This window comes from Chachezhania sediminis, from assembly GCF_009765275.1.
Classification (GTDB): domain Bacteria; phylum Pseudomonadota; class Alphaproteobacteria; order Rhodobacterales; family Rhodobacteraceae; genus Chachezhania; species Chachezhania sediminis.
In genome coordinates this window covers 21880-41456 of sequence record NZ_VOPH01000004.1, presented here as the reverse complement: position 1 = coordinate 41456, position 19577 = coordinate 21880, and the positions used below count along the sequence as shown (strand labels likewise).

Annotated in this window: 16 protein-coding genes; 8 read left to right on the top strand and 8 right to left on the bottom strand. The window is 67.1% G+C overall.

The genetic code is table 11. The features are described 5' to 3' along the window. Nucleotides 1-411 precede the first annotated feature (411 nt). Genes FQK05_RS13760 through FQK05_RS13750 form a run of 3 tightly spaced genes read left to right on the top strand, consistent with a single transcriptional unit; the run spans nt 412 to nt 4625 of the window. Nucleotides 412-888: a MarR family winged helix-turn-helix transcriptional regulator gene (locus tag FQK05_RS13760; RefSeq protein ID WP_158967770.1), complete on the top strand. Its 477-nt coding sequence runs from the start codon at nt 412-414 to the stop codon at nt 886-888. 51 nt (nt 889-939) lie between these two features. Beyond that, a complete protein-coding gene (locus FQK05_RS13755; RefSeq protein WP_158967768.1) occupies nt 940-3087 on the top strand; it encodes a thiamine pyrophosphate-dependent enzyme in 2148 nt (715 codons plus the stop codon). After that, a complete protein-coding gene (locus FQK05_RS13750; protein WP_158967766.1) occupies nt 3084-4625 on the top strand; it encodes an indolepyruvate oxidoreductase subunit beta family protein in 1542 nt (513 codons plus the stop codon). The genes FQK05_RS13755 and FQK05_RS13750 overlap by 4 nt, the downstream gene beginning before the upstream one ends. 320 nt (nt 4626-4945) lie before the next feature. Here the strand turns inward: FQK05_RS13750 and FQK05_RS13745 are convergent, their stop codons facing one another. The 6 genes from FQK05_RS13745 to FQK05_RS13720 all read right to left on the bottom strand — a co-directional run bounded on the left by FQK05_RS13745 (nt 4946) and on the right by FQK05_RS13720 (nt 10379). Continuing rightward, entirely contained in the window at nt 4946-5359 is a 414-nt protein-coding gene (locus FQK05_RS13745; RefSeq protein ID WP_158967764.1) for a RidA family protein, read from the bottom strand. Nucleotides 5360-5397: 38 nt separating this feature from the next. Next, nucleotides 5398-6549 (bottom strand): acyl-CoA dehydrogenase family protein, encoded by a 1152-nt coding sequence (locus FQK05_RS13740; protein WP_158967762.1) that lies wholly within the window; start codon nt 6547-6549, stop codon nt 5398-5400. Then, on the bottom strand, nt 6549-7349 hold the full coding sequence (locus tag FQK05_RS13735; RefSeq protein ID WP_158967760.1) for an enoyl-CoA hydratase family protein: 801 nt from the start codon (nt 7347-7349) through the stop codon (nt 6549-6551). Before FQK05_RS13735 ends, FQK05_RS13740 begins: the two co-directional genes overlap by 1 nt. Nucleotides 7350-7391: 42 nt before the next feature. Further along, nucleotides 7392-8135 carry an SDR family NAD(P)-dependent oxidoreductase gene (locus FQK05_RS13730; protein ID WP_158967758.1) on the bottom strand — a complete coding sequence of 248 codons (744 nt, stop codon included), beginning with the start codon at nt 8133-8135 and terminating at the stop codon, nt 7392-7394. Nucleotides 8136-8313: 178 nt separating this feature from the next. Further along, a complete protein-coding gene (locus tag FQK05_RS13725; RefSeq protein WP_158967756.1) occupies nt 8314-9015 on the bottom strand; it encodes a GntR family transcriptional regulator in 702 nt (233 codons plus the stop codon). Then, the gene (locus FQK05_RS13720; protein WP_158967754.1) at nt 9012-10379 is read right to left on the bottom strand and encodes a formimidoylglutamate deiminase; all 1368 of its coding nucleotides are present in this window, start codon (nt 10377-10379) and stop codon (nt 9012-9014) included. Before FQK05_RS13720 ends, FQK05_RS13725 begins: the two co-directional genes overlap by 4 nt. A gap of 72 nt (nt 10380-10451) precedes the next feature. On the opposite strand from FQK05_RS13720, the gene hutI reads away from it, so the two are divergent. From hutI to hutU, 4 genes are read left to right on the top strand one after another with little or no spacing between them, the layout of a single operon-like run. Further along, nucleotides 10452-11639: an imidazolonepropionase gene (hutI, locus tag FQK05_RS13715; RefSeq protein ID WP_158967752.1), complete on the top strand. Its 1188-nt coding sequence runs from the start codon at nt 10452-10454 to the stop codon at nt 11637-11639. Next, nucleotides 11633-13156, top strand: coding sequence for a histidine ammonia-lyase (gene hutH, locus FQK05_RS13710; RefSeq protein ID WP_158967750.1), 1524 nt, complete (start codon nt 11633-11635; stop codon nt 13154-13156). The genes hutI and hutH overlap by 7 nt, the downstream gene beginning before the upstream one ends. Continuing rightward, the gene (hutG, locus tag FQK05_RS13705) at nt 13153-13959 is read left to right on the top strand and encodes an N-formylglutamate deformylase (RefSeq protein ID WP_158967748.1); all 807 of its coding nucleotides are present in this window, start codon (nt 13153-13155) and stop codon (nt 13957-13959) included. The genes hutH and hutG overlap by 4 nt, the downstream gene beginning before the upstream one ends. Beyond that, the gene (gene hutU, locus FQK05_RS13700) at nt 13956-15635 is read left to right on the top strand and encodes a urocanate hydratase (protein WP_158967746.1); all 1680 of its coding nucleotides are present in this window, start codon (nt 13956-13958) and stop codon (nt 15633-15635) included. Before hutG ends, hutU begins: the two co-directional genes overlap by 4 nt. 484 nt (nt 15636-16119) lie before the next feature. Here hutU and FQK05_RS13695 read toward each other — a convergent pair whose 3' ends face one another. Then, complete coding sequence (locus FQK05_RS13695; protein ID WP_158967744.1) at nt 16120-17403, bottom strand: NAD(P)/FAD-dependent oxidoreductase; 1284 nt, start codon at nt 17401-17403, stop codon at nt 16120-16122. Nucleotides 17404-17734: 331 nt separating this feature from the next. Between FQK05_RS13695 and bfr the strand changes: the two genes are divergently transcribed. Next, nucleotides 17735-18220 (top strand): bacterioferritin, encoded by a 486-nt coding sequence (gene bfr / locus FQK05_RS13690; RefSeq protein ID WP_158967742.1) that lies wholly within the window; start codon nt 17735-17737, stop codon nt 18218-18220. Between the two features lie 112 nt (nt 18221-18332). Here bfr and FQK05_RS13685 read toward each other — a convergent pair whose 3' ends face one another. Next, nucleotides 18333-19523: an acyl-CoA dehydrogenase family protein gene (locus FQK05_RS13685; protein ID WP_158967740.1), complete on the bottom strand. Its 1191-nt coding sequence runs from the start codon at nt 19521-19523 to the stop codon at nt 18333-18335. Nucleotides 19524-19577: the final 54 nt, after the last annotated feature.

Below are 19577 nucleotides of genomic sequence, written 5' to 3'. Positions count from 1 at the left end.
ACCGTCGGATCTTGGCGCCATCCCGAATTTACTTCAAGCTTAAAATTTTCATATATCAAGCAATCCTCTTTTGGGGCGCCCTGCCCCAAAGCCGCACGAACCGCAGGCCGATCCGCCGCCCAAAGCGCATGAAAATGGATGCATGTGTTTGACCGGCGCGCAAGAGAGATGACACCGGCCGGCAGGTCAACCCGGGCCATCGCCCGGATTTTCCGGCCTGCGCGCCACCGCTGAGACGCTTCAAATCGTGAATATGACTGAAAAACGGGCAAATGATCAGACAGCGGGCGCTGGACGGCCCGGCGCCCCCGCAGTGGCCCAAAAATATTTGCATTTGCATTTATCTGATCCTAGCGTTTTCGTAACGCCCTCGGGCCGACACGACTTTTGCACCACTCCGGGACCGCCGACATGAAAGATTCGCCTGCCGACGCCCGCCGCACCGCCCTGGGCGAGCTGGGGCTGAACAACTTTCCGCCCTACCTGATGAACCGCATCATGGGACGCTACAACACCTCGCTTCGGGATGAACTGGCGGCCCTGGGCCTGACCACGCCGCAGGCCCGTGCGCTGGCCGTGCTGGCGGTCAATGACGGGCTTCTGATCCGCGACCTGGCGGTTTTTGCCGTCGTCGAACAGTCGACGCTCTCCCGCGCGCTGGACCGGCTGCAAACCGACGGCAAGATCCGCCGCGAGGCCGATCCCGACGACAGCCGCGGCGTCCGCATCTTCATCACCCCCGAAGGCCGCGCCACCTTCGAAGGGCTCTGGCCCCACATGGACGATGTCGCCGCGATGATGTTCCGGGACATCCCCGACGAGGAACGCCGCGCTTTCGTCGCCACGCTTCACAAGATGCTGTCGAACGTCCGGCAGCACGAATTCTAGGGGCCGGTCCGCCGGCATCCTGTCCATAGCCACCATGAAAGAAGGCACGCCATGGCCGAACGATCATTCAAGGCAGAAGTCGAACATCTGAAACTGGGCAAGGGGGAAACCTTCACCGGCGAAGGGATCCTTGCCATCACCAAGGCATTGTTGGAATCCGGTGTGGGATATGTGGGCGGCTACCAGGGCGCCCCGATCTCTCACCTGATGGACGTGCTGTCCGACGCGCAGGACCTCCTGGGCGAGCTGGGCGTGCGCTACGAGGCTTCGGCGAACGAGGCGGCGGCGGGCGCAATGCTGGCCGCTTCCGTTCACTATCCGATCCGCGGCGCCGTCACCTTCAAAGGTCCCGTGGGCGTGAACGTGGCCTCGGACGCGCTGGCCAACCTGGCGTCCGGGGGCGTGAACGGCGGCGCGCTGGTCATCGTGGGCGAGGATTACGGCGAAGGCTCCTCGATCATGCAGGAGCGGACCCATGCCTTCGCGATGAAATCGCAGCTTTGGCTGATGGATCCGCGCCCGAACCTGCCGTCGATCGTGAAGGCGGTGAAGGACGGCTTCGAACTGTCCGAGGCATCGAACACCCCGGTCATGCTGATGGTCCGGATCCGGTCCTGCCACGTGTCGGGCACCTTCGAATGCGACGACAACAAGAAGCCCGCCCTTTCGGTGCGCGAGGCACTGTCGAACCCGCAATCGGATTTCAACCGCGTCGTGCTGCCGCCGATGTCGTTCACCCACGAACAGGACAAGATCAAGGCGCGCTGGCCCAACGCCGAAAAGTTCATCCGCGACCGCAAGCTGAACGAACTATTCGGACCGAAGGAGGCGCCGCTGGGCATCGTCGTCCAGGGCGGCATGTACAACGGCGTCATCCGCGCGCTGCAGCGCCTGGGCCTGGCCGATGCCTATGGCGAGACGGACATTCCCATATATGTCCTGAACGTCACCTATCCCCTGCTGGCCGACGAATTCCACGACTTTTGCGCCGGTAAGGAACATGTGATCGTGGTCGAGGAAGGCCAGCCCGAATTCATCGAGACCCAGCTGGGATCCTTCCTCTATCGCTCGGGCCAGCCAGTGAAGCTGCACGGCAAGGACATCTTCCCCATGGCCGGCGAATATACCGGCCAGGTGATGCTGGACGCGATGGAGGCCTTCGTGCGCCTCGCCGCGCCGCAGATGCTGCCGGCCGCGGTGCGCGCGCCGAACATGGATCGCCCGGCGATCCCGGACCTGTCCAAGACGGTTCCGATCCGTCCACCCGGGTTCTGCACCGGCTGCCCGGAACGCCCGATCTTTGCCGCGATGAAGCTGGTGGAAGGCGAACTGGGCAAGCACCAGATCGCGGCCGATATCGGCTGTCACCTCTTCGGCTCGCTGCCGCCCTTCGAAATCGGCGGCGCGACCATGGGCTATGGCCTGGGGCCGGCCGGCAACGCGGCCTTCGACGGCGGCGGCGAACGGCGCCCGGTGTCGATCATCGGCGACGGCGGGTTCTGGCATAACGGCCTGTCGTCGTCCTTTGGCACCATGGCCTTCAACAAGTCCGACGGCGTGGCGATCATCGTCGACAACTTCTATTCGGCGGCAACCGGCGGGCAGGACATCATGTCGTCCCGCGCGACGAACCCGACGAAGTCGACCCGCAACCCGATTTCCAAGGCCCTGAAGGGCATCGGCATCGACTGGGTGCGCGAAATCGATCGCACCTATGACGTGAAACGCATGCGCGACACGATCCGCGAGGCACTGACCACCGACGAACCGGGCCCGCGGGTCATCGTGGCCTCGTCGGAATGCATGCTGAACCGTCAACGGCGCGAAAAGCCCCTGCGCAACCAGGCGATCCGCGAAGGCCGCCGGGTCGAAGCCCCGCGCTTCGGCGTGGACGAAGAGGTCTGCACCGGCGATCACGCCTGCATGCGCCTGTCGGGCTGCCCGTCGCTGTCGCTGAAAAAGACCGGCGATCCGCTGCGGGACGATCCCGTGGCGTCCATCGACCAAAGCTGCGTCGGCTGCGGCAACTGTGGCGAGGTGGCGGATGCCGCGATCCTCTGCCCGTCGTTCTACCGCGCCGATGTCGTCCACAACCCGTCCAGGGCAGAACGCTGGTGGGCCGGCGTGTCGTCGAAGGTCATCGACTGGCTGATCACCCGCCGCACCGCCCGTTCGCTCAGCTTCGGAGACGCGCAATGAGCATCCATGAAACCCTAGACCCGCGTCCCGCCGATCCCCGCCTGGGCGACATCATCAAGCTGGCGATGCTGGCGGTCGGTGGCCAGGGCGGCGGCGTCCTGACCAACTGGATCGAGGCGGTCGCCCGCGCCAACGGCTATGCCGCGCAGGCGACGTCGGTCGCGGGCGTGGCCCAGCGGACCGGCGCCACGGTCTACTACATCGAAATGGCACCCCTGGGCGAAAAGCCCACCGTCTTCTCGCTGGCGCCGGCGGCCGGTGACGTCGACATCATGATCGCGGCGGAAATGATGGAGGCCGGCCGGTCGATCCAGCGCGGCTTCGTCACGCCGGACCGCACGGTCCTGATCGCCTCGACCCACCGCGCGCTGGCCGTGTCCGAAAAGATGGTCCCGGGCGACGGCATCGCATCGAGCGAGGAAGTCATCGCCGCCGCCGAAATCGCCGCGCGCCAGTTCATCGCCGCCGACTTTGACACGATCGCGGTGAAAAGCGGCTCTGTCATCTCGGCAACGCTCTTCGGTGCGCTGGCAGCTTCGGGCGCATTGCCCTTCCCCCGGGAAAGCTTCGAGGACGCGATCCGCGCCTCGGGCAAGGGGGTCGAACCCAGTCTGCGCGCCTTCGCGGCCGGTTATGACGCAGCCATGGCAGGCGCCGAACCGCTTGCGAAACCGGTGGCCCCCACGGCACCGTCAACCGCCGTCAAGGGTCCCGACAGCCTGATCTACGAATGGGAACAGCTGCAGGCGCGCATCCCCGCCCTGCCCCAGATCGCACAGGAACTGGCACAGCTCGGCCTGCGCAAGGTGGTCCGCTTCCAGGACACGCGCTATGGCGCGCTCTACCTCGACCGGCTGGAGGCGCTGGCCAAGGCCGATACCGGCGACGGCACCTTCACCCGCGAAGCGGCGAAGTACCTGGCGAACGCCATGGCCTACGACGACATCATCCGCGTGGCCGAGGCCAAGACCCGCGGCGGCCGGTCCACCCGCATCGCGGCCGAAATGGGCGCGGGCGAGGCCCAGCTGATGCACGTGACCGAGTTCCTCCACCCGAGGGCCGAGGAAGTCGTGTCCATGCTGCCGAAAGGCCTCGGCGCCAAGCTGGAAAAAAGCCCGGGCTGGATGAAAGCCATCGACAAGGTCTTCAACCGCGGCCGACGTCTGCGGACGGACCGGCTGATCCCTTTCCTGACGCTTTACATGCTGGGCGGGATGAAGGGCTGGCGCCTGCGCACCCTGCGCCACGCCCAGGAAACCGCCCATGTCGAAGCCTGGCTCGCCCGCGCCACCGCGGCGCTGCCCCGGAACTACGATCTGGCGGTCGAGATCCTGAAGACCCAGCGTCTGGTCAAGGGCTACTCCGACACCCATGCGCGGGGACAGTCCAAGTTCCACAAGGTGACGGAGGGCATCGTCCTGGTCGAAGGTCGCGACGACGCCGCCGATTGGGCCCGCCGCCTGATCGAAGCGGCGCTGCAGGACGAAAAGGGCAAGACGCTGGACGGCGCCATCGAGACGATCCGAAGCTTCGCCTGACGGGTCCCGGCACTCCGCGCCCGATCGCGGGTTGCCGACGGCAGACGCGGCGACGATGTCCCCGCACCCTTGGGAAATGCTTGATGACCGAAGACGTCAGGGACGTCGCGCTGCAAACCCTCTGGGCCGTTCCGCATCGCCGATGTCGCGCGGGGACGCTGTCCCCGCACCCCTGAGTTATTTGAAGATCAAAGAAGTTGGGGGGGCGCCCGGAATAGAAAAGGGGGCCGCCGATCGGGCGCGCCCCCTTCTTCTCTTTCCAAATACCTCCCGCCGGAGGCATCCGACGGTGCGTCCAAAGCGCCGTCGGAAGATCTGCATCAGTCCTGGGCGATGTAGGCGGTCGCCTCGATCTCGACCAGGGCGTCGTCCTCGACCAGGGCCTGGATCACCAGCATCGACATGGCCGGGAAATGTCGGCCCAGGACGCGGCGATAGGCTTCGCCGACTTCGCGCTGGCGGGCCAGGTATTCGGCCTTGTCTGTCACGTACCAGGTCAGGCGGCCGATATCCTCGACGGTGCCGCCCGCCGCCTCGACGATGGCGACGATGTTCTTCAGCGCCTGCTCCATCTGGGCAATGAAGTCCTTGGAGACGAATTTCTTCTGCGCGTCCCAGCCGATCTGTCCGGCGATGTGAAGCGTGCCGTCCGCCATCAGCATGCCGTTGGCATAGCCCAGTGCCGGGGCCCAGCCTTCGGGTTGTACGTCCCGGGGTTTCCGCTTGTCTGTCATGGGCTTGCCTTTCTTTTTGTTCTTGGGCTCAATATCCGTCACGCGCCGGCGGTCTGCCGGGCGATCACCACGCGTTGAACGTCCGACGCACCTTCGTAGATCCGGAGCGCCCGGATTTCGCGATAGAGGCTTTCGACCTTCACGCCCGATTTCACCCCTTCGCCCCCGAAGAGCTGGACCGCCGTGTCGATCACCTTCTGCGCCTGTTCGGTCGCGAAAAGCTTGGCCATGGCCGCCTCGCGCGTGACGCGGGGGGCGCCGGAATCCTTGGTCCAGGCCGCGCGGTAGACCAGGAGCGCCGCCGCGTCCACGTCCAGCGCCATGTCGGCGATGTGGCCCTGCACCATCTGCAGGTCGAACAGCGACTGGTTGCCGATCTTGCGCGAGGTCACGCGTTCCAGCGCCTCGTCCAGGGCGCGGCGGGCAAAGCCCAGGGCCGCGGCCGCGACGGTCGACCGGAAGACGTCCAGCACCGACATCGCGATGCGGAAGCCCTGGCCGGGCGCGCCCAGCATGGACGACGCCGGGATCCGGCAGTCGGTGAAGCGCAGTGTGGCCAGCGGGTGGGGTGCGATGACCTCCAGCCGTTCGGCCACTTCGAAGCCGGGCAGGCCTGCGGGCACGATGAAGGCCGACAGACCCTTGGCGCCCGGCGCCTCGCCCGTGCGGGCGAAGAGCGTGTAGACATCGGCGATGCCGCCGTTCGAAATCCAGGTCTTCTCGCCGTTCAGGACGTAATCGTCGCCGTCGCGCACAGCCGTCATCGTCGAATTGGCGACGTCGGAGCCGGATTGCGGTTCCGTCAGGGCAAAGGCCGAAATCGCCTCGCCCGCGCGCGTCCTGGTCAGCCATTCGGCCTTCTGCGCGTCGGTGCCGAAGAGCGAGATCGCCCCCGTCCCCAGCCCCTGCATCGCGAAGGCAAAATCGGCCAGACCGTCATGGCGGGCCAGCGTCTCGCGGATCAGGCACAGGGACCGCACGTCCAGCGGCGCCCCCGTGGACGGATCGACGGCGGAATGGGTCAGGATCCCGGCCTCGCCCATCGCCTTGACCAGCGACCGGCAGGCATTGTCGGTGTCATGGTGGTCAAGCCCGGCCGTGAAACCGGCAGCCCAGGTGTCGACCAGGGCGGCCAGATCCGAATGGCGCTCTTCGAAGAAGGGCCAGCTGAGGAAGGTCTTGTCGGCCATCAGTCGCCCTCGAACACAGGTTTTTCTTTTGCCACGAAGGCGTTGTAGGCGCGGGTAAAGTCCTGCCCCTGCATGCAGATCGCCTGCGCCTGGGCTTCGGCCTCGATCGCCATTTCCAGGCTCATCGACCATTCCTGCGCCAGCATGGTCTTGGTCATCATGTGGGCAAAGTTCGGACCCGCCGCGATCTTCGCGGCCATGTCCAGCGCGTCGGCTTCCAGGGCGTCGGCGGCGACGATGCGGCTGAAGAAGCCCCAGTTCACGCCTTCCTCGGCCGACATCGACCGGCCGGTGTAAAGGAGTTCGGCGGCGCGCGACTGTCCGATGACCCGCGGAAGGATCGCGCAGGCGCCCATGTCGCACCCTGCCAGCCCGACGCGGGTGAACAGGAACGCCGTCTTGGCGTCTGCCGTTGCAATACGGATGTCCGATGCCATCGCCATGATCGCCCCGGCCCCGGCGCAGACACCGTCGACGGCCGCGATGATCGGCTTGCCGCAGTTGATCATCGCCTTGACCAGATCGCCCGTCATGCGGGTGAAGCGCAGCAGTTCCTTCATCGACATCCTGGTCAGCGGACCGATGATGTCGTGCACGTCCCCGCCGGAGGAGAAGTTGCCGCCATTGGGCACGATCACCACGGCCTTCACGTCGTCGGAATAGTGCAGCTCGCGGAACCAGTCGCGCAGTTCGGCATAGCTGTCGAAGGTCAGCGGGTTCTTCCGCTCGGGCCGCGCCAGAGAGATCTTGGCGATGCCCCCTTCGATGGTGCAGTTGAAATGGGTAACCTGGTCCAGCATGGAACGGATCTCCTCCTCGGATGTCTCAAAGCGCGCGGGCGGTCAAATCTCGCCGCCCGACAGCGCCAGCGTGTGGCCATTGACGGGGCGCGCGGCATCGGAACACAGCCACAGCGCCGCGCCGGCGACCTCGTCCGGCTGGACGAAGGCCTTTTGCGGATTGGTGTCGGACAGCGCCGCGCGGGCTTTTTCGACGCTCATGCCGGTCTTGGCGATGATGTTGTCGACCGACCGGTCCAGCATCGGCGTATCGACGAAGCCCGGGCAGATGGCGTTGACGGTGATCCCCGTCTGCGCCAGTTCCAGCGCCAGCGAACGGGTCAGGCCCACGACTGCATGCTTGGCCGCGGAATAGCCGGACGTGTAGGCATAACCTTTCAGCCCCGCGGTCGACGCGACGGCGATCAGCCGGCCCCAGCCTGCGGCCTTCATGTCGGGCAAGGCGGCCTGCCAGCACTGCATGACGCCGATGACGTTGACGGCCATCAGCCGTTCCATCAGGGCGGCATCCATGCGGTGGAAGGGCTGGGTTTCGGCCGCACCCGCATTGGCAATCACCGACAGGATCGGCCCGCGCGCGGCGCGCGCGGCGTCGAAGGCAGCCTTGACCTGCCCCGCATCCGTCACGTCGCACAATTCGTAGGGAAGGCCCTGTTCGGCCAGCGGCGCCTCGCTGCGGCCCATGATGGTCACAGCCGCGCCCGCGCCGGCCAGTGCATGGGCGATTGCCGCCCCTACCCCGGTGCCGCCGCCGGTCACGACCACGTGCTTGCCTTCCAGGCTCATCGCTGCTGTCTCCGGTCCAGGGCCAGGGGTCCAGGTGTCTTACAGGTCATGGCAGGGTCCGGCCGCAGTGGTCTGATCTTCGCCCAAAGGCTAGACGCGGGGCTGAATTAATTCAAGCTTAAAATATTTAGGTTCAGAAGGACTGCCGCAGCGTTTCGGGACGGTTCGGCAGACGGTGTCACAGGCTGCTCGTGAACCTGTGGCCAGCCCGGTAGTAAAGCCTGACGGCGGTGATGATCCGGTCGCCATCCTGGGTCGACCGGTCCAGGCACAGGACGGGGCTGGCATCCGTCACGTCCAGCAGGCGGGCAATCTGGGCCGAGGCCGGTTCAGCCGAAAAGGCAAGCGCGCCGCCGGTATAGGGGATATGTTCCAGCAGCCATTCGTTCGGGCTGACCCGGTCGAAGGGCGCGGCATCAAGGCCGGTCAGGCAGGCGTCGATCCAGCGATCCTCGACCGCATAGGACACGCCGTCGGCATGGTGCAGCGCCAGCACGTGCAGGCAGGGCCCCGACGACCGCATGCGGGCCGCCACATCGTCCGGTGGCGTGACGATACCGCTTTGGACAAGGCGATAGCCGTAGGCGGCGCCGGTCTCTTCGACCTCCTGCCGCATGATGGCGATTTCCAGCACCGCGCGGCGCACCGGGTGGAGCGCAACCCGCGTGCCGCCCTTGCGGCGGCGGTCGACCAGCCCGTCCTCGGCCAGGCTGCGCAGCGCGCGGTTCACCGTCGCGCGGGCACAGCCGAATTCCTGGGCCAGCACTTCCTCGTTCGGGATCGGCGCCCCGGGCGGCCAGTCGCGGCTGTGGATGCGCTGGCGCACCGTTTCGCGGATCTGCTGCCAGCTGGCCCGGGCGGGCTTGGTGGTTTGCGTCAAAGCGTGTCCCTCAGCCCCTTCAGGGCGGCGCGGTAACCGGCCGTGATCGCATCGTGGCGAACATGGCGCCCCCCGGTCACGACATGGCGCCCGGCGGACCAAACCTCGGCCACCCGGCGGTCGTCGGCGGCAAAGACATAGGCGTCCAGCAGCGTATCGCCATGCAGCCCGTCCAGGTCGACATGATCGGTATCCAGCGCCAGCAGGTCCGCCTGTGCCCCCACGGCGATCTGGCCGCAATCGCGCCCGGCGGCCTGCGCCCCGCCCTGCCCGATCTCGTCGAAGATCCGCCGCGCGGTGGATTTTTCGGCCGTGGCCAGCATCGCCCGGCCCTTGTCCCGCAGGCGCTGGGAATGGTCGAGCACCCGGATTTCCTCACTCAGCGAAATCCGCAAGTTGGAATCCGATCCGACACCGATGCGCCCCCCGGCCTCCAGATAGCGCACCCCGTCGAAGATGCCGTCGCCCAGATTGCTTTCCGTGATCGGGCACAGCCCGGCCACGGCACCGGAGGCGGCAAGGGACAGGGTTTCAGACGGCGTCATCTGCGTGCAGTGGATCAGGCACCAGCGCGGGTCAAGGCCCAGATGTTCCATCGCCCAGTCGACCGGACGGGCGCCATAGGCCGCCTCGATCTCCTCGACCTCGGCCACCTGTTCGGCCAGGTGCATGTGGACCGGGCCGTCGACGCCCAGCCCCGGCAGGTCCGGGAAGGCATCGCGCGACACAGCGCGCAGGGAATGCGGCGCGATGCCAAGGTTCGCGTCGTCCGGCAGCCCGGCCAGCGCCTTGCGCGCGCCCTCGACCACCTGCGCATAAAGATCCAGATCACAGCCAAAGCGCACCTGCCCCGGCCCCAGCGGCCGCCCGTCGCAACCGCCCACCTGATAAAGCACCGGCAACAGGGTCAGGCCGATCCCGGTCTCGGCAGCGGCCGCGGCCACGCGTTCCGACATTTCGGCCACGTTGGCATAGGGCACCCCGCCCGGCTGATGGTGCAGATAGTGGAATTCGACCGAGGCGCCGTAACCGGCCTCCAGCATCTCCATCTGCACAAAGGCGGTGATGGCCTGCACCTGATCGGGCGTCAGCCGGTCCAGAAAGCGGAACATGAGCCGCCGCCAGGTCCAGAAACTGTCGGTCGCATCCGGGCCCCGCGCCTCGGTCAGGCCCGACATGGCCCGCTGGAAGGCATGGGAATGCAGGTTCGCCGGCGCCGGCAGCAGGACGTCGACCGCCTGCGAAATGCCCGCGTCGGGACCACCTGCTTCAACGGCCGCGATCCGGCCATCCACGACATGCACGGTCACGTCCCGCGCCCAGCCTTCCGGCAGAAGGGCCTGCCCGGCCCGGATCTTCAGCATCGCAACCACCGCTTGACGGAATTAATATGTGCATACATAATCAGGACTCGAGTGACCCTGCAAGGTGTTCCGATGCTGCTTCTGAAGAATTTCACGATGGTGCCCGCCGCTGGCACACCCGTACCCCAGGCCGCTATGGTGCTGGACGGCGACACAATCGTCTGGACCGGCGCCCTGTCCGAACTGCCGGTGGAACATGGCGCCTTCCCGGCCGAGGATCTGGGCGGCCGGCTGGTCACGGCCGGGCTGATCGACTGTCACACCCATGTCGTCTTTGGCGGTCACCGCGCGAACGAATTCCGGATGCGGCTGGAAGGCGCCAGCTATGACGCCATCGCGCGCGCCGGCGGCGGGATCGTATCGACCGTCACGGCCACCCGCGCGGCCTCGGCCGAGGCGCTGCTGGCCGATGCCCTGACCCGTGTCGACGCGCTGATCGCCGAAGGCGTGACGACGATAGAGATCAAGTCGGGCTATGGGCTGAACATCGAGACGGAACTGAAGATGCTGCGCGTCGCCCGCGCCGTGGGCCAGGCCCGGCCGGTCGACGTCGTGACCAGTTTCCTGGGCGCCCATGCGGTGCCGGCCGAATACGCAGACCGGGCGGACGCCTATATCGACGAGGTCTGCATCCCCGCCCTTCACGCCGCCCATGCCGAAGGGCTGGTCGACGCGGTGGACGGGTTCTGCGAAGGCATCGCCTTTTCGCCGGACCAGATCGCGCGGGTCTTCGACGCCGCCAAGGACCTGGGCCTGCCGATCAAGCTTCATGCCGAACAGCTGACCGACCTGGGCGGGGCCCGGATGGCGGCGCAGCGCGGCGCGATGTCGGTCGATCACCTGGAATATCTGGCGGCCGAGGATGCGGCCGTCCTGGCCAAGCACGGCACCGTCGCCGTCCTGCTGCCCGGCGCGTTCTACACCTTGCGCGAAACCCAGCTGCCGCCGGTGAACGCCCTGCGGGACGCAGGCGCCAAGATGGCCGTGGCCAGCGACTGCAACCCGGGCTCGTCGCCCATGGCCTCGATCCTTCTGTCGATGAACATGGCGGCGACGCTGTTCCGGATGACGCCGGACGAATGCCTTTCCGGCGTCACGGCCCATGCGGCCGACGCGCTGGGACTGGCCGACCGGGGCCGGCTGGCCGCGGGCCAGCGCGCGGATCTCTGCGTCTGGGACATCGGCGCGCCAGAGGAACTGAGCTACCGGATCGGATTCAACCCGCTGTGGCGGCGGTACTATCGGGGAAAATCATGCTGACTTTGACACCGGGCGCAACGACGCTCGACACGTTGCGCGCCGTCTGGACGGGCAGCGATCCCGTGACGCTGGACCCGGCCTTCCGCGCGGGCGTCGAGGCTGCGGCGGCTCGCGTCCATGCCGCCGCGATGGGGGGCGATGCCATCTATGGCGTGAACACCGGCTTCGGGAAACTGGCGACCGTGCGGATCCCGCCGGCCGATACGGCGACGCTGCAAAGGAACCTGATCCTGTCCCATTGCGCGGGCGTGGGCGCGCCCCTGCCGGCCGAGGAAGTGCGCCTGACCATGGCGCTGAAGCTTCTGTCGCTGGGCCGCGGTGCCTCTGGCGTGCGGTGGGAGATCGTGGCCCAGATCGAGGCGATGCTGTCCACGGGCGTCCTGCCGGTGATCCCGGAACAGGGATCCGTCGGCGCCAGCGGTGACCTGGCCCCCCTGGCCCACATGGCCGCCGTGATGATCGGCGAAGGCGAAGCCACGTATCAGGGCGCCCGCCTGCCCGGTGGCGAGGCGCTGGCCCGCGCCGGTCTGACGCCCGTCGAACTGGGACCCAAGGAAGGGCTGGCCCTGATCAACGGCACGCAGTTTTCGACCGCGCTGGCGCTGGCGGCGCTGTTCCGCGGCTGGACCGCGGCGCAGACGGCCATCGTCACCGGCGCCCTGTCCATCGACGCGATCATGGGCTCCACTGCGCCCCTGCTCGCCGAAATCCACACCCTGCGCGGCCATCGCGGCCAGATCGAGGCCGCGGCCGCCCAGCGCGCGCTGATCGAAGGGTCCGAGATCCGCGAAAGCCACCGCGAAGGCGACACCCGCGTGCAGGACCCCTATTGCATCCGCTGCCAGCCGCAGGTGACCGGCGCCGCGATGGACCTGATGCGGTTCGCCGCCCAGACGCTGGAGATCGAGGCCAATGCCGTCACCGACAACCCGCTGGTCCTGTCGGACGGGCGGATCGTGTCGGGCGGCAACTTCCACGCCGAACCCGTGGCCTTTGCCGCCGACCAGATCGCGCTGGCCGTGGCCGAAATCGGCGCCATCGCCCAGCGCCGCATCGCCATGATGGTCGATCCCGTCCTGTCCTTCGACCTGAAGCCGTTCCTGACGCCTGCGCCGGGCCTGAACTCCGGCTTCATGATCGCCGAGGTCACGACCGCCGCGCTGATGAGCGAGAACAAGCACCTGGCGAACCCCTGTTCCACCGACTCGACACCGACCTCCGCAAATCAGGAGGACCACGTATCCATGGCCGCCCACGGTGCCCGCCGCCTGATGCGGATGGTGGGGAACCTGGACGTGATCCTTGGCGTGGAAGCCCTGTGCGCCATCCAGGGCGTCGAGTTCCGCGCACCGCTTCAGACCAGCGACACGCTGAAGGGCGTGATGGCCCGCGTGCGGGCGGATATCCCGCGACTGGAGGAAGATCGCTACATGGCCACCGACATGGAAAAGGCGGCAACGCTGGTGAAGACCGGCGCCCTGACCGAAGGGCTGGAATTGCCGGAGCTGGGCGCATGAATCCGGTCGAGGTCACGCAGGGCGACGGCCCGGTCGTGCTGGGCATGCCCCATACCGGCACCTTCGTCCCGCCAGAGGTGATGGCGGCGCTGAACGACACAGGGCGCGAACTGGCCAATACCGACTGGTTCGTGGATCAACTGTACGACGGACTGCTGCCCGGTGCCTCGGTCGTGCGGGCGACGTTCCACCGCTATGTCATCGACGCGAACCGCGATCCGTCGGGGGCGTCGCTCTATCCCGGCCAGAACACCACCGGGCTGGTGCCGCTAACGGACTTCGACGGGCTGCCGCTCTGGTCGACCGAACCGGACGCGGCAGAGATCGAGCGGCGGCGGACGATCTATCACGCCGCCTATCACGCGGCGCTGGAGGCCGAACTGGAACGCGTCCGCGCGAAACACGGCGTGGCGATCCTTTGGGACTGCCATTCGATCCGCTCGGTCATCCCGTTCCTGTTCGAAGGGACGCTCCCGGATTTCAATATCGGCACCGACAACGGCGTCACCTGCGACGGCCGGATCGAAGCGGCCGTGCGCGACATCTGCGCGGCCTCGCCCCTGACCTCGGTCCTGAACGGAAGGTTCCGGGGCGGCTGGACCACGCGGCACTATGGCCGGCCCGAACAGGGCGTCCACGCCATCCAGATGGAGATGGCCTATACCACCTACCTCGCGTCCGAAGAGGCGCCGTGGCGCTTTGATCCCGCCCGGGCGGCGCGTGCGCGCGCGGTCCTGACGGACTGTCTGACAGCGCTCTCCTCCCTTGCCCCGACCCTTGCAGCCGAAGGTGCGATCCGATGAACAATCCCCGCCTGAACACCCGCGACGTCTTCCCCGCCACGGGCACCGAACTGACCGCGAAAAGCTGGATGACCGAAGCGCCCCTGCGGATGCTGATGAACAACCTGCATCCCGACGTGGCCGAGAACCCGCACGAGCTGGTCGTCTATGGCGGCATCGGCCGCGCCGCCCGCACATGGGAGGATTTCGACCGGATCTGTGCCGCGCTCCGCGACCTGGAAGAAAACGAAACGCTGCTGGTTCAGTCCGGCAAGCCGGTGGGCATCTTCCGCACCCATGCCGACGCGCCGCGCGTGCTGATCGCCAATTCGAACCTTGTCCCCCACTGGGCGACCTGGGCCCATTTCAACGAACTCGACCGCAAGGGGCTGGCCATGTACGGCCAGATGACTGCCGGATCGTGGATCTATATCGGCACCCAGGGCATCGTGCAGGGAACTTACGAGACCTTTGCCGAGGCCGGGCGCCAGCACTATGGCGGCGACCTGACCGGCCGCTGGATCCTGACCGGCGGCCTGGGCGGCATGGGCGGCGCCCAGCCCCTGGCCGCCGTGATGGCCGGCGCCTGCTGCCTGGCCGTGGAATGCGACGAGACCCGGATCGATTTCCGCCTGCGCACGCGTTACGTCGACGAAAAGGCCCGGACGCTGGACGAGGCGCTGGAGATGATCGACCGCTGGACCAAGGCCGGCGAAGCCAAGTCCGTGGGTCTTCTGGGCAACGCGGCCGAGATCTTTCCCCAGCTGGTCGAACGGATGAAGGCCGGCGGGCCGCGCCCCGACATCGTGACCGACCAGACCTCGGCCCATGACCCGCTGAACGGATATCTTCCCATCGGGTGGAGCGTGGCAGAGGCGCGGGCCAAGCGCGAAACGGCCCCGGCAGAGGTCGAGGCCGCGGCGCGCGCGTCGATGAAGGTCCACGTGGCCGCGATGGTCGATTTCTGGAACGCGGGCGTGCCGACGCTGGATTATGGCAACAACATCCGCCAGGTGGCGCTGGACGAAGGGCTGGAAAACGCCTTTGCCTTCCCGGGCTTCGTGCCGGCCTATATTCGGCCGCTTTTCTGCCGCGGGGTTGGTCCGTTCCGCTGGTGTGCGCTGTCGGGCGATCCCGAGGATATCTACAAGACCGATGCCAAGGTGAAGGAACTGGTCGACGACCCGCACCTGCACAACTGGCTGGACATGGCGCGCGAGCGGATCGCGTTCCAGGGCCTGCCGGCGCGGATCTGCTGGGTCGGCCTGGGCGTCCGCGACAAGCTGGGCCTGGCGTTCAACGAGATGGTGCGCAACGGCGAATTGTCGGCCCCGGTCGTGATCGGCCGCGACCACCTGGATTCCGGTTCGGTCGCCTCGCCCAACCGCGAGACCGAGGCGATGATGGACGGGTCCGACGCCGTGTCGGACTGGCCGCTGCTGAACGCTCTCCTGAACACGGCCTCGGGCGCGACCTGGGTGTCGCTGCACCATGGCGGCGGCGTGGGCATGGGCTTTTCCCAGCATTCCGGCATGGTCATCTGCTGCGACGGGTCGGAAGACGCCGACCGCCGCCTGTCCCGCGTGTTGTGGAACGACCCGGCGACGGGCGTCATGCGCCACGCCGATGCGGGCTATGACATCGCGAAGGACTGCGCGCGGGAACACGGGCTGCGGCTGCCGGGGATCCTGGGCTAAGCTTCGACTTTCGCCGGTCTGACCGTTCAAATCTGCCGTAGGGTGCGTGGTCTCCACACACCTTTCACGATCCGGGGGATGGTGCGTGCGAAGCACGCACCCTACCGCAAGGCCCGCCGCCGGAATGTGCGTTATACGCACATCCGCCTGAATGGCCGTAGGGCGCGTGGTCCCCACGCACCTTTCGCGACCAAGGGACGGTGCGTGCGCAGCACGCGCCCTACCGCAAGGCCTGACGGTCCGAAGGGTTCATGCCTCGCACGCGGTGTGTCGCCGCCCGACGGGCGTGTGCGTATAACGCGCACCCATGTACAGTCCCGTAGGGTGCGTGCTCCGCACGCACCTTTGCGGTCGGGGAAGGTACACGCACCTTGGGTACGGTCCATTGCAGATCGTGCGTGAAGACCACGCACCCTATCGCGGGACCCGAACGCCGTTCATCAAACGACCGTAGCGTGCGTGGTTGCCACGCACCATGACGCGCCTACCGACCCAGGACATCGTTCACGGCCAGCCGGATCGTGGCGCCCAGCGGCCAGAAGGGCTGGAACGGGATCCGCCTGATCTGCGTGGCCTTCAGCGGCAGGTCTGCCTGCCGGCCGTCGCGCAGGCGGGCGGCCAGGACCGGGCCCAGCGCCGTTGTCATGGCCACGCCCCGCCCGTTCAGGCCGACGCAGGCCAGGCCGGTTTCGCCAAATTCATGTACGTGCGGGTAATGGTCGTCGGTCAGGCAGACCCGACCGTTCCAGTAATGGTCCCAGCCGACCGCCTTCAACCCCGGCCAGATCCGTTCCGCCAGCGCCGCGATGCGGCCCGGTTCCATGCGCCCTTCGATCGGGCTTTGCGGGCCGCGGCCGCCGAACAGGAACCGCCCGTCGGCATCGACGCGGTAGTAATACGTGACCAGCCCGGTTTCATACAGCACTTCCCGCCCCGGCAGGATCGCCGCGCGCAGCGGCTCCGGCAGCGGCTTCGATGCGACGATGGTCGAAAAGACCGGCAGCAGCGACCGACGCAGGCCCGGGATCAGGCCGTCGGTATAGCCGTTCGTCGCAAAAAGCACCTTGTCGGCGGTTACACTGCCAGAGGCGGTCGACAGCTTCCACCTTGCCCCATGCTCGACCTGGATCACGGGCGTGTTGGAATGGATCACCGCGCCCGCGCCTTCGGCTGCCGCCGCCAGACCGCGGACATATTTCAGCGGATTCAGCTGACCCGCCGCCGGATCGAAAAGGCCCCCGGTATAGCGATCCGTCCCCGCGGCCGCCCGCATCTGTCCGGCATCGCGCGGCTGGACCGGGATGTTGCGCCGTTCCAGCTGACGGATCAGGTCCTCGACCTCGGCCTGCAGCTTCGCATCGGTCGCCACACGATACCCGCCGCCATTGGCATAGTCGCAATCGATGCCCAGCCGCTCGATCAGCGCACGGGTCCGGTTCGGCGCGTCGTAGGAAAAGCGCACGGCCTCGGCGCCGTGATCCTTTTCCACCTCCTCGGGCACGTGCTTCAGGCCGGAATTGACCTGCCCCCCGTTCCGCCCCGAGGCCCCCCAGCCGGGTTCGTTCGCCTCCAGCACCATGACGTTCGTCCCGCCCTCGGCCAGCGCCAGCGCGGTCGAACACCCCATGATCCCGGCGCCGACGATGGCGACATCGGTGGTCACGTCGCCCTGCAGGGACGACCGCGCGATGTCGGACACCTGGGCGGCATAGGCACTGGGGGGCAAGGGCTGCGCTGTGCGGGTACGGACGATATCGATCAGGGGCATGGACGGAACCTAGGACAGGGGCGTTCCCCAAGGCGTAGCGCCTGTCGCCCGTCGCTCGCAACGGTTCCCGCGCCGCACCCCTGCGGCAGTTGCGCCGGGCACGGCCCAACTTTGAACACCCGCGCGCGCCGGCTCCGGTCACTTGTCACGCCACCTGCGGGACCGTCGGTGCCAAGGCCCCCGGGGCCCGTGCACCGGACAGGAAAATTCATCGCACCCGGCGCAAAATCCAATGCGGACGTTGTTGCCGACTGGCGGAGCGGGTTATTGGTCGGAAACTGGCCCACCACCGTCCGCATGCACCGGACAACCTTAGGAAGGGAACTGTCCCATGAAGGGAAGCGAAAAGGTCATCGAGTACCTGAACAAGTCGCTGCGTCACGAACTGACCGCGGTGAATCAATACTGGCTGCATTACCGGCTGCAGGAAGACTGGGGCTATACCAAGCTTGCCAAGAAGAGCCGCGAGGAATCCATCGAGGAGATGGAGCACGCCGACAAGCTGATCGAGCGGATCATCTTCCTGGAGGGCCATCCGAACCTGCAGGTCCTGGACCCGCTGCGCATCGGCGAGAACATCAAGGAAACGCTGGAATGCGACCTGGCCGCGGAATATTCGGCCCGCGCCCTTTACAAGGAAGCGCGTGAGGTCTGCCGCGACGAAGGCGACTACGTGACCATGGCGCTGTTCGAAGGGCTGATGAGCGATGAGGAAAGCCATATCGACTTCCTGGAAACGCAGCTGCAGCTTTACGCGGAAATCGGCGCCCAGAACTATGGCCAGCTGAACGCCAGCCCGGCCAACGAAGCCGAATAATCGCACGCGTGCCGCAGGTCGCATCGCGCGTCCTGCGGCCGCCCCGCGGCGCCGACACGCGCCGCAAAGCCGCGATCCCGTTCGGGCGGGACCCGGAAGGCGCAGGCGCCCCCTAGAGCGCGTGGACGCTTTTCCAGTCGCGCTTGATCTTCTTGGCCAGGCTCCATTTGTGGACCTCGGTCGGCCCGTCGTAGATGCGGAAGGCGCGGATCTCGCGGAAGACCTGTTCCACGATCGTGTCCCGGGTCACCCCCTGCCCGCCCATGGTCTGGACGCACTTGTCGGCGATGCGCATCAGCGCCTCGGACACAGCGACCTTCGCCATCGAACTTTCAACTGTGCCCAGCGCCCCGGTGTCCAGCACCTCGGCGCACCAGTAGACCATCAGTTCGGCCTGTTTCAGGTCGATCCAGTTTTCGGCCAGCATGAAGCCCACGCCTTCATGATCGACCAGCGGCTTGCCGAAGGCATGGCGGCGGTTCGCGTAATCCACCGCGATTTCCTGGGCGCGGATACAGGACCCCAGCCAGCGCATGCAATGCGTCAGCCGCGCCGGCGCCAGCCGGATCTGGGCGTATTTGAAGCCCTCGCCGCTTTGCCCCAGCATCTGGTCTGCGGGCACGCGCAGGTTGTCGATCATCACCTCGGCATGGCCGCCCGGCATCGAGCTGTCGATGGTGTCCAGCACGCGCTCGATCCGGATCGCAGGGTCCGGCAAATCCACCAGGAACATGCAGGCGCCGTCGTCGGACTTGGCCATGACGATGCCGACCTTGGCGCCCTCGGCCCCGGTGATATAGGTCTTGCGGCCATTGATGACCCAGTGATTGCCGTCCTGCACGCAGGTCGTCTGCATCATCGACGGGTCCGACCCCGCCCCGCCTTCGTCCGCCGGTTCGGTCATGAAGAACGCCGACCGCGCATTGCCGGACACCAGCGGATCCAGGAACCGTTCCCGCTGTTCGGGCGAGGCGACCTTGCCCAGCAGGTACATGTTGCCCTCGTCGGGCGCCATCGTGTTGCAGGCGACGGGGCCCAGCGGCGACAGGCCCGACCGGATCAGCACGGCCGCCGTCTCGCGGTGGGTCAGGTGATCGCCGTCGCCCAGGATGTGGGGGGTCATCACGCCGGCGGCACGGGCCTTTTCGCGCAGTTCTGCCACCAGGTCCCCGGCCGGGCCATGGGCGCCCAGGCGCGGGTCGCTCTCGTAGGGGACCACGACCTCGCGCACGAAGGTTTCGACCTTCAGCGCGATGTCCAGCGCCCGGTCTGACAGGCCGGTATCGTCCAGTGTCGCCGTCATCGCGTCACGCTCCCCTTCCGGCCACGCCGGGCCACCATTTCGATGCAGGTCATG

Bases quoted from the DNA above. Each gene is read 5' to 3' on its own strand.
- FQK05_RS13760 (WP_158967770.1), top strand. From the start codon at position 412: ATGAAAGATTCGCCTGCCGACGCCCGCCGCACCGCCCTGGGCGAGCTG.
- FQK05_RS13755 (WP_158967768.1), top strand. From the start codon at position 940: ATGGCCGAACGATCATTCAAGGCAGAAGTCGAACATCTGAAACTGGGC.
- FQK05_RS13750 (WP_158967766.1), top strand. From the start codon at position 3,084: ATGAGCATCCATGAAACCCTAGACCCGCGTCCCGCCGATCCCCGCCTG.
- FQK05_RS13745 (WP_158967764.1), bottom strand. From the start codon at position 5,359: ATGACAGACAAGCGGAAACCCCGGGACGTACAACCCGAAGGCTGGGCC.
- FQK05_RS13740 (WP_158967762.1), bottom strand. From the start codon at position 6,549: ATGGCCGACAAGACCTTCCTCAGCTGGCCCTTCTTCGAAGAGCGCCAT.
- FQK05_RS13735 (WP_158967760.1), bottom strand. From the start codon at position 7,349: ATGCTGGACCAGGTTACCCATTTCAACTGCACCATCGAAGGGGGCATC.
- FQK05_RS13730 (WP_158967758.1), bottom strand. From the start codon at position 8,135: ATGAGCCTGGAAGGCAAGCACGTGGTCGTGACCGGCGGCGGCACCGGG.
- FQK05_RS13720 (WP_158967754.1), bottom strand. From the start codon at position 10,379: ATGCTGAAGATCCGGGCCGGGCAGGCCCTTCTGCCGGAAGGCTGGGCG.
- hutI (WP_158967752.1), top strand. From the start codon at position 10,452: ATGCTGCTTCTGAAGAATTTCACGATGGTGCCCGCCGCTGGCACACCC.
- hutH (WP_158967750.1), top strand. From the start codon at position 11,633: ATGCTGACTTTGACACCGGGCGCAACGACGCTCGACACGTTGCGCGCC.
- hutG (WP_158967748.1), top strand. From the start codon at position 13,153: ATGAATCCGGTCGAGGTCACGCAGGGCGACGGCCCGGTCGTGCTGGGC.
- hutU (WP_158967746.1), top strand. From the start codon at position 13,956: ATGAACAATCCCCGCCTGAACACCCGCGACGTCTTCCCCGCCACGGGC.
- FQK05_RS13695 (WP_158967744.1), bottom strand. From the start codon at position 17,403: ATGCCCCTGATCGATATCGTCCGTACCCGCACAGCGCAGCCCTTGCCC.
- bfr (WP_158967742.1), top strand. From the start codon at position 17,735: ATGAAGGGAAGCGAAAAGGTCATCGAGTACCTGAACAAGTCGCTGCGT.
- FQK05_RS13685 (WP_158967740.1), bottom strand. From the start codon at position 19,523: ATGACGGCGACACTGGACGATACCGGCCTGTCAGACCGGGCGCTGGAC.